This is a genomic window from Staphylococcus devriesei (genome assembly GCF_002902625.1).
GTDB lineage: Bacteria > Bacillota > Bacilli > Staphylococcales > Staphylococcaceae > Staphylococcus > Staphylococcus devriesei.
This window is the reverse complement of sequence record NZ_PPRG01000090.1, coordinates 1-6922: the sequence shown is the minus strand read 5'-3', so window position 1 is coordinate 6922 and position 6922 is coordinate 1. Positions and strand designations below refer to the sequence as shown.

General features: G+C 34.0%; 17 protein-coding genes. 3 read left to right on the top strand and 14 right to left on the bottom strand.

Annotation, left to right across the window (positions count from 1 at the left end):
• Positions 1 to 88: 88 nt before the first annotated feature.
• From CD147_RS11295 to CD147_RS11250, 10 genes are read right to left on the bottom strand one after another with little or no spacing between them, the layout of a single operon-like run.
• Positions 89 to 1324 carry a DnaB helicase C-terminal domain-containing protein gene (locus CD147_RS11295; protein WP_103167550.1) on the bottom strand — a complete coding sequence of 412 codons (1236 nt, stop codon included), beginning with the start codon at positions 1322 to 1324 and terminating at the stop codon, positions 89 to 91.
• Positions 1317 to 1676 carry a hypothetical protein gene (locus CD147_RS11290; protein WP_061815648.1) on the bottom strand — a complete coding sequence of 120 codons (360 nt, stop codon included), beginning with the start codon at positions 1674 to 1676 and terminating at the stop codon, positions 1317 to 1319. Before CD147_RS11290 ends, CD147_RS11295 begins: the two co-directional genes overlap by 8 nt.
• A complete protein-coding gene (locus tag CD147_RS11285) occupies positions 1673 to 2383 on the bottom strand; it encodes a helix-turn-helix domain-containing protein (RefSeq protein ID WP_103167549.1) in 711 nt (236 codons plus the stop codon). The genes CD147_RS11290 and CD147_RS11285 overlap by 4 nt, the downstream gene beginning before the upstream one ends.
• Positions 2380 to 3054: a putative HNHc nuclease gene (locus tag CD147_RS11280; RefSeq protein WP_103167548.1), complete on the bottom strand. Its 675-nt coding sequence runs from the start codon at positions 3052 to 3054 to the stop codon at positions 2380 to 2382. Before CD147_RS11280 ends, CD147_RS11285 begins: the two co-directional genes overlap by 4 nt.
• 11 nt (positions 3055 to 3065) lie before the next feature.
• Positions 3066 to 3500, bottom strand: coding sequence for a single-stranded DNA-binding protein (locus CD147_RS11275; RefSeq protein ID WP_103167547.1), 435 nt, complete (start codon positions 3498 to 3500; stop codon positions 3066 to 3068).
• Positions 3500 to 4126, bottom strand: a complete 627-nt coding sequence (locus CD147_RS11270) for a Sak single strand annealing protein (protein WP_240621115.1) — start codon at positions 4124 to 4126, stop codon at positions 3500 to 3502. Before CD147_RS11270 ends, CD147_RS11275 begins: the two co-directional genes overlap by 1 nt.
• Positions 4116 to 4340: a DUF2483 family protein gene (locus CD147_RS11265; protein ID WP_103167546.1), complete on the bottom strand. Its 225-nt coding sequence runs from the start codon at positions 4338 to 4340 to the stop codon at positions 4116 to 4118. Before CD147_RS11265 ends, CD147_RS11270 begins: the two co-directional genes overlap by 11 nt.
• A complete protein-coding gene (locus CD147_RS11260) occupies positions 4297 to 4551 on the bottom strand; it encodes a hypothetical protein (RefSeq protein WP_103167545.1) in 255 nt (84 codons plus the stop codon). Before CD147_RS11260 ends, CD147_RS11265 begins: the two co-directional genes overlap by 44 nt.
• 50 nt (positions 4552 to 4601) lie before the next feature.
• On the bottom strand, positions 4602 to 4793 hold the full coding sequence (locus CD147_RS11255; protein ID WP_103167544.1) for a hypothetical protein: 192 nt from the start codon (positions 4791 to 4793) through the stop codon (positions 4602 to 4604).
• Positions 4790 to 5113 (bottom strand): DUF771 domain-containing protein, encoded by a 324-nt coding sequence (locus tag CD147_RS11250; RefSeq protein ID WP_103167543.1) that lies wholly within the window; start codon positions 5111 to 5113, stop codon positions 4790 to 4792. The genes CD147_RS11255 and CD147_RS11250 overlap by 4 nt, the downstream gene beginning before the upstream one ends.
• Positions 5114 to 5171: 58 nt before the next feature.
• Between CD147_RS11250 and CD147_RS11245 the strand changes: the two genes are divergently transcribed.
• Positions 5172 to 5402 (top strand): hypothetical protein, encoded by a 231-nt coding sequence (locus CD147_RS11245; RefSeq protein ID WP_103167542.1) that lies wholly within the window; start codon positions 5172 to 5174, stop codon positions 5400 to 5402.
• On the opposite strand, the gene CD147_RS12165 is transcribed toward CD147_RS11245, so the two are convergent.
• Positions 5399 to 5545 carry a hypothetical protein gene (locus CD147_RS12165; protein WP_167409755.1) on the bottom strand — a complete coding sequence of 49 codons (147 nt, stop codon included), beginning with the start codon at positions 5543 to 5545 and terminating at the stop codon, positions 5399 to 5401. The genes CD147_RS11245 and CD147_RS12165 overlap by 4 nt on opposite strands.
• Positions 5546 to 5622: 77 nt before the next feature.
• Here CD147_RS12165 and CD147_RS11240 point away from each other — a divergent pair, with 77 nt between their 5' ends.
• Entirely contained in the window at positions 5623 to 5826 is a 204-nt protein-coding gene (locus CD147_RS11240) for a hypothetical protein (protein ID WP_103167541.1), read from the top strand.
• Here CD147_RS11240 and CD147_RS12160 read toward each other — a convergent pair.
• Entirely contained in the window at positions 5807 to 5968 is a 162-nt protein-coding gene (locus tag CD147_RS12160) for a hypothetical protein (protein ID WP_160149156.1), read from the bottom strand. The genes CD147_RS11240 and CD147_RS12160 overlap by 20 nt on opposite strands.
• Before the next feature lie 87 nt (positions 5969 to 6055).
• Between CD147_RS12160 and CD147_RS11235 the strand changes: the two genes are divergently transcribed.
• A complete protein-coding gene (locus CD147_RS11235) occupies positions 6056 to 6394 on the top strand; it encodes a hypothetical protein (RefSeq protein ID WP_103167540.1) in 339 nt (112 codons plus the stop codon).
• Here the strand turns inward: CD147_RS11235 and CD147_RS11230 are convergent.
• Both CD147_RS11230 and CD147_RS11225 read right to left on the bottom strand, forming a co-directional pair.
• Positions 6380 to 6613, bottom strand: a complete 234-nt coding sequence (locus CD147_RS11230; protein ID WP_103167539.1) for a Thoeris anti-defense Tad2 family protein — start codon at positions 6611 to 6613, stop codon at positions 6380 to 6382. The genes CD147_RS11235 and CD147_RS11230 overlap by 15 nt on opposite strands.
• A gap of 12 nt (positions 6614 to 6625) precedes the next feature.
• Positions 6626 to 6817 (bottom strand): hypothetical protein, encoded by a 192-nt coding sequence (locus tag CD147_RS11225; RefSeq protein WP_103167538.1) that lies wholly within the window; start codon positions 6815 to 6817, stop codon positions 6626 to 6628.
• Positions 6818 to 6922: the final 105 nt, after the last annotated feature.

The following is a 6922-nucleotide window of genomic DNA, read 5'->3' as shown; positions in this document are numbered from 1 at the left end:
AGCTCAATAAAGTTTTTAGCTATGATTGGATCATCTCGGTAATCTTCTCGGTACAACTTTCCCAGCAACTTCTGAAACTCAATTACTGTCATGTTGTAAACCTTTGTGTGCGTTTGTAGTAATCAAATTCAATCACGCCTGTTTCGCCGTCTTTATTTTTAGCTATGTTACATTCGACAGTTGATTTACCGAAATCGTCTTGCGCGTCTTGGTTGTAGTAATCGTCTCGGTACAAAAGCATGGCTAAACTTGCGTCTGCTTCTATACCTCCTGCTTCTTTCATGTCAGATAACATAGGACGTTTGTCATTTCGACTTTCTACTCCACGACTGAGTTGTGAAAGTAAAACAATAATTGCACCAGTTTCGTTTGCTATGATTTTCAAATCACGGCTGATTTTTTCAATGCCATTTCTACGGTCTAATTTGCTATCTGTTTCCATTAATTGAAGATAGTCGATGAATATCACCTGTTGCTTATCTTTGTTCTTCATGGCTTGCTTACGGACTTCCTGAGTGCTTACATTACTTTGTGAATTGACATCTATCTCAAGTTTTAATATTTCGCTTGCACCTTTGGTTAATTTTGTTAAATCATCATAGGTTAAATCAGCTTTTTGTTTAATACGTTTCAGTTCAATACCAGTAATGGTTGATAGCATTCGCTCTAATATTGCTACGCCTGTTGTTTCTAAACTAAATAGCGATGTCTTATAGCCTTGTTTAGCGATGTTAAGCATCATTTGGAGTGCAAAACCTGTTTTACCTACTGAAGGTCGTGCAGCGATTACAACTAACTGTGTAGGCTCTAAACCACCTATTTTGTAGTCCATTAGTGGATAGCCTGTTTTGATCACTTTCTTAGGTTCATCGCTATACAACTCTTCTACAAACTCATCAACGATTTTCTTTGTACTCGTTTCATCTGTTGCGCTAATCATTGATACTTCATTTAAGTCAGTAAGCATTGTTTCAAATGACTTTATACTTTGTGATTGGTTAAACTCGTTAATAACTTCATTCGCTTGAGATACCTGATAGGCTTCTAATAAACTCTGTTGGTAACGTTCAAATATGCCATAGCCAATAAAATCTGAATTGTAGAGTTTTTGTATTGTGTCGAAGTCTAAGAAATTTTTATTCTTCGATGTTTCTAGGAATATTTCTTGATGATCTACCTTACCGACTTCAAACACATATTCCATAAACACTCTAAAATCGTCGTAATAGAACATATAAGGTCTAACACGTAGCTTTTCGATAAGTTCAGGTTTCTTGAGTAAACTTGCAATAATCGTACTTTCAATATCTCTACGCTCATTCATAGTTGTTCACCTCAAACTTTCTTAGCTGTTCTTTAAATTCATCGAGTAACTTTTTTCTTGCAGCTACATATTCTGGATCATTTTTCATTTTCCAATGATGCTCTTTTACATCTTCTGGTTCTTCTTCGTATTCCAGTTTTTTAGGTGCTTTTCTCATGATTTTAGGTAAGTTAGGTGGATATGAGTTGCCACTGTTAATGTAGTTTTTAACTGTTTTAAGTGTCGGTTCGTAATCACCGTTTTCACTTAATACGTCTATCCATGTTTCTAATTTAGGAGTATCGAATTCCATATTATAAATACGTCTTACTTTATCTATAATTTCGAATGCTTGTTGTTTAGTCATACTCATTCGTTAACACCTAATTTCTCTTTCATTGCTGCAAATACATCTTCAGTTTCATTAGATTTCTTTTTCTTAGGCGTCACTTTATCTAGTGCTTTCTCTTTAGTATCTACACCTTCGTTATTCCAATTTCTTAATACTTTAATTAGGTAGTTAATACCTTTCTTATTTTGTTTACAGTAATTAATAGCTACTGTTGTTATTTCTAATTTATTTCCTTTAATAAGATTGAGTTCATCTTCTAACTCCTGTACTTTTAAAGGACTTTGTATCATTTCTAATTCTTTACTAACTAACTGAAAGATTTGTGACGTGTCACTGTCACTATTTATACTTGTATTATTCTCTCTTGTATTATTCTCTTCCGTCTTTTTATGGATAGGCTCTCCATTTTTTTGTGGATACCCCTCTCCATGATTTAATGGATAGGGTGCTGTAATATAAATTCTTCGTTCGGTTATTGTCATGTTTTCGTCTCTAATAACTACTGTGTCGATATATCCTTTTTCTTTTAAATGACTTATCCAAGTAGATACAGTTTTCTTATGAACGTTATATAATTCTGCAAAGTAGTTATTGCTAGCATATGAATAACCGTATTTATTAGATAAAGCAGTTAATTCTCCATACATGATGATTTCCATTGGTTTTAACTCTTTATCGTATCTAACGTGTGCTGGAATGATTGAGTAATAGTTAGGTTGTTCTTTCAATCATCTCTCACTCCTTTCAGCATTTTATTTAGTCGTTCATCCACATCCACCCAGCTATCTATTAAGTGGTATTTATTATTGAATGTATCCATTCCTATTTGGTGCTGTTCGTTATGATGAGTTCTACATAGTGCTAATACTTGGTTGCCTACATGATTTATCTTGTCACGATTACGACCTTTACCTACGGCATATCTATGTGCTAAGTCAGAATGTGGTTTGCCACAAATCACACAGTTACGATTGACTGTTGACCAATATAAAAATGATTTATCTTGTTTGAGTAAGTCACTTGTTTTATATGCAAGTGGTATATCGTTATGAAATATCCAGTCCAATGTAACCTCGATAATTTGGCTTGCTTGTGTACGTGTGCAATCACTTAATGAGATGCGCTTGTCGTAGCCGTAGTACGTCCGAACGTATTCGATGAATAAATGCCTCATATAGTCCATAGGTGTTCCTGTATGAGCCTCTATGTCCTTTACAAGTGCAAATATCTTCCTGCGTTGTTTGTCGGTAATTCTGAATGGGTCTACGACCTGCACATCTACTTCTACTTCAAACCCGTTATCGAGTAAAAGTGAAGTTTTGTTGTCTAGTTCTACACCCTCAATGACAACGGTAGTCGTACCGTCATCTTGAGTAATGTAATTCTTGATTTTCGCCATTTATATCAGTCCTAAAAAGGAAGGTCATCCGTATCGATATCAGCATTGTTGTTAGAAAACGGATTGTTATTTGCTGGTGCTTGTCCTTGCTGTTGTTGAGGTTGGTTGTTTTGTTGATTATTGTTCTTCGGCTCTAAGAATTGAACACTATCTGCTACTACTTCTGTTACGAATACACGTTGGCCTTCTTTGTTTTCATAGCTACGTGATTGAATGCGTCCATCTACACCTGCTAATGAGCCTTTAGAAAGGTAATTATTTACATTTTGTGCTTGGTTTCTGAATACAACTACATTGATGAAATCTGCTGCTTGTTGCTCACGGTTTTTACTCTTGAAATTACGGTTCACTGCAAGTGTAAAATTAGCTACATCTACTCCGTTTGGTGTTTGTCTATACTCAGGATCTTTCGTTAATCTTCCTACTAAAATTACTCTGTTTATCATTATTTAATCTCTCCTAACCATGTATTAATAAGGTTTCTAGTTTTTTTGATATCTTGCTTATTTAATGTATCTACGTCCATGTTTTTAAGTTTTTTAATTTGAACTTCGAACTGACTGCCCTTATCACTTTCTTCTGCAATCTTAATGAATTCATTCGCTTCTTTATCGAGTAATTCTTTTAATTCATCACTTACATCAGGTGCTTCTTCGCCTAAATATAAGTAGTTACCTAGTCCAAACTTAGCTGCACATTTAACCATGCATCGCTTAATCGCTTTGTTAATATCGAATATTGCAGTGGAGCTACCAATAGCTACTGGTTTGTTTCGGTAATCTAAAACTGGCAACCATTCACGTTTAGTTACTCCAAATACTGTTAGTTCGACACATACCATGTAACCTTCATTTGTTTTGAGATAAGGAACGAAAAAGTTCTCATTGGTACTATCTGGATAGGGAAACTCAATTACTCTTTCTGAATAGTTTGGATCTTCTTTAGTTAATTCTTGCTGAACGTAGGCCCACGATAAGTAGTTCAAGTCCTGTTTCTTCTCAACATGAGCGCTAACATCTCTACTGTTTAATTCTCTGAACTTATCTGAGAAATTAGGTTTATCAGTAATCATTTTCAACCTCCTCGTATTCAGTTGTTTCAGTTACGGTCTTTTTAATGGCTATATGATTAGTCATATCTATTGTTGCGTTGTCTAAGCCGTCAAATTCCTTTGCGTCACGTCTTTCGGTTGAATATTTAATTGCAGGAAAGTTATCTGTTGGCTTATTAGTTATCCATAAATTACGGTCTTTCAGTTTGATTAAATACGTTACGGATTGTTTCATCTAAATAGGCCTCCAATCGTTTGTATTTAGCTTTCTCATGCGCTATCCTTTCACTTTTACTAGTATTTAACTTATTCAAAACGGCTATATGGTCATACGCTGTTTCTAATTGATTAGCAGCATGTTCAAGTTGCAGTTCTAGTTTTTCTGCTTTTGCACGATAAGATAGAAGTTCTATATATTCATCTTTTGTTACTGCGAACTCTTGCATAATTACACTCCTTGTAATACGATTAAGTTGTATATTTTTCTGATTGACTGTTACTCATTGCCGTGAGTTTCAGTCTTTTTTTGTGCGTAGTACACATATTCGAAGAACACATACGTTGCTATCGCGCTGAGCAACGCATATCCTGCTGCTTTAGTTATCACTAATTCGGCTAGCATGAGCAGGAAAAATACTACGTTGAACATCATGCCACTGATTAAAATTGTTTTATCTGTGCTAGTCATTTCCTCTCCCCTTTTCCATATATTTCTTCGAAATGTTCTTCGATAAATTTATTCATCTTTCTAGCGTTGAATCTCCAACGGTTCAAACTTTCATCTGGGTAATGTGCGATACCCTGCTTTTTGAGTAATTTTTCAAACTTCGGATTGAATAACAATCTGTCTTTGATAGTGTCGTCAGATGACATTTTCAATTTGCGTTTCAATTCTTTTAAGTCCCAGACTGGATTTAGTGAGTAGTTTATTAACTCATCGTATTCATCTTTAGCGACAAGTACGTGTGTGTCGGGTATTGGTACAGATACAGTTAAAGTTTGCGTCATCTTAGATACTCCTTTCGTGTATAATTTGGTTATCCCTTTATGAAGGGAGGTGCGTATTATGAATAGAAATTTGATTACTAGTTATTTAGATATTGAAAACATCGATTCTCTAACTCTAAAATTAGTAAATAACGAAGAAATATTAATCAGAAAATTGGCTACCGACCATACTGGAAATGATTATATTCACGTTTTAGAACCTAAGAACAGAGTTATTGATTTAAATAAAGTCATTTATTTCAATATCAATACAACTAATAACGTTGGAACTGATTTCTTTCCGAATTAATTAGTGACGTTTTTATACGCATTCACCAGATTCGCAGTTGCCTCAATCAACTGTGGGTCTGGATTTTTTTGAATTTGTTTTAATAAATAATCAATTGTTAAATACATTTCATTTGGATTAATTCTTAATAAATCTTCTTGCATTTCCATTTCCTCCTTTAAGTTGTTTGTTCGATTGCTTTGGTATAATGAGTTATCTCCTTTGAAAGGAGGTGATGCTTATGGATAAAAAGTCAAATGTTTCCATTGATTTTGATGAAAAACAATTCGATAAAGACTTTAGAAAAGCTTTTAATAAACAATTAGCTAAATTCGATAAGAAGATGAAATGTCCTATCTGTGAGAAAAAGCGAACTTTCAAATTCAGAAATTACAAAGCTAAATGTCCGAGTTGCTCTTCTGAAATCACTCTAAATCGAACTTGATATTAAATTGATTTAATTTGTCAAAATCATTCTTTAAAGCTGCAATGTCTTTTTGAATTGTCTCCAGCAATTCATTTAGTTCATTGCGTTTTTTTACATTAATATTTAAATTTATTTCTAAACCTTTAATTTCCTCTTGCATTTTGCATCCTCCTTAATTTGGTTGTTCGATTGTGGGTTAATATATAAATTTATCTTTCTGCTATACTCCTTATGAGGAGGTGTTATTGTGCTTACTAATGAAGCTGAGTTTGTTTTACTTCAACTTTATCGTTGTTATGAAGACGATATTCAAGATGGTAAAACCAAAAGAGAAGCAAGATATTTTGAAGATGAACATAGTGTTCGTGATAATTATTTTATTGGTATAAATTCAGAAGATTTTCATTTAGCTTTAATGGAACTTTCAAACCACGGCTATTTAAATACACCGAAACCCACAATGAATGGTTATCCGGAATTTATACTTGAACCATTAGCTATAGCTGAAATGCAAAATCGTTATACAAAGAACCTAAATAAAGTTCTAAAAAGGATTAATGAATTGAAAAAGTTAATTCTTTTTTAGACCCACCACTTCCCAATCATCAGCTAATAAGTCTTCTGCCATTGGTTGCCACAATGGATAGAAGGCTTTTGGCCTTGGCTTCACAACTACGTATCCATAACTATTTGTAGGTAAAAGCTCTAAGTTGTCTCCTGGTTTTCTAAATGTTTCAAATTCAGATGAGCGATAAATTGGTTTACCTCTTTCCATAGCTAACTTTGTTGCCTCTTGTATATTCATAGCGACCTCCTTCTATTTCTTACAATACTGCGATGCTGCTTTTAAAAGACGATGAGCAGAATCATTAGCATTTTCAGGGTCTTTCGGTATAACAAACGACTCAGTAGTTATTGTTGCTTTGTTCTTTTTAATAGTGTTCTTAACTAGGTCTGCCAAGATGATAGTTAAGAGCGCTATTTTTACGTAGTTTATCTTTTTATTCATTTTTTATTCCTCCTTTAAGTTGTTTGTTCGATTGTGGGTTAAGCTAGTCTTTCTAAAACTCCGTAATCTCCATGTCTTTCTGCTGTATCTATCTGACTATCTGTA

Bases quoted from the DNA above. Each gene is read 5' to 3' on its own strand.
- CD147_RS11255 (WP_103167544.1), bottom strand. From the start codon at position 4,793: ATGACTAGCACAGATAAAACAATTTTAATCAGTGGCATGATGTTCAAC.
- CD147_RS11225 (WP_103167538.1), bottom strand. From the start codon at position 6,817: ATGAATAAAAAGATAAACTACGTAAAAATAGCGCTCTTAACTATCATC.
- CD147_RS11270 (WP_240621115.1), bottom strand. From the start codon at position 4,126: ATGATTACTGATAAACCTAATTTCTCAGATAAGTTCAGAGAATTAAAC.
- CD147_RS12160 (WP_160149156.1), bottom strand. From the start codon at position 5,968: ATGCAAGAGGAAATTAAAGGTTTAGAAATAAATTTAAATATTAATGTA.
- CD147_RS11250 (WP_103167543.1), bottom strand. From the start codon at position 5,113: ATGACGCAAACTTTAACTGTATCTGTACCAATACCCGACACACACGTA.
- CD147_RS11230 (WP_103167539.1), bottom strand. From the start codon at position 6,613: ATGAATATACAAGAGGCAACAAAGTTAGCTATGGAAAGAGGTAAACCA.
- CD147_RS11295 (WP_103167550.1), bottom strand. From the start codon at position 1,324: ATGAATGAGCGTAGAGATATTGAAAGTACGATTATTGCAAGTTTACTC.
- CD147_RS11245 (WP_103167542.1), top strand. From the start codon at position 5,172: ATGAATAGAAATTTGATTACTAGTTATTTAGATATTGAAAACATCGAT.
- CD147_RS11275 (WP_103167547.1), bottom strand. From the start codon at position 3,500: ATGATAAACAGAGTAATTTTAGTAGGAAGATTAACGAAAGATCCTGAG.
- CD147_RS11240 (WP_103167541.1), top strand. From the start codon at position 5,623: ATGGATAAAAAGTCAAATGTTTCCATTGATTTTGATGAAAAACAATTC.
- CD147_RS11260 (WP_103167545.1), bottom strand. From the start codon at position 4,551: ATGCAAGAGTTCGCAGTAACAAAAGATGAATATATAGAACTTCTATCT.
- CD147_RS11280 (WP_103167548.1), bottom strand. From the start codon at position 3,054: ATGGCGAAAATCAAGAATTACATTACTCAAGATGACGGTACGACTACC.
- CD147_RS11265 (WP_103167546.1), bottom strand. From the start codon at position 4,340: ATGAAACAATCCGTAACGTATTTAATCAAACTGAAAGACCGTAATTTA.
- CD147_RS12165 (WP_167409755.1), bottom strand. From the start codon at position 5,545: ATGCAAGAAGATTTATTAAGAATTAATCCAAATGAAATGTATTTAACA.
- CD147_RS11290 (WP_061815648.1), bottom strand. From the start codon at position 1,676: ATGAGTATGACTAAACAACAAGCATTCGAAATTATAGATAAAGTAAGA.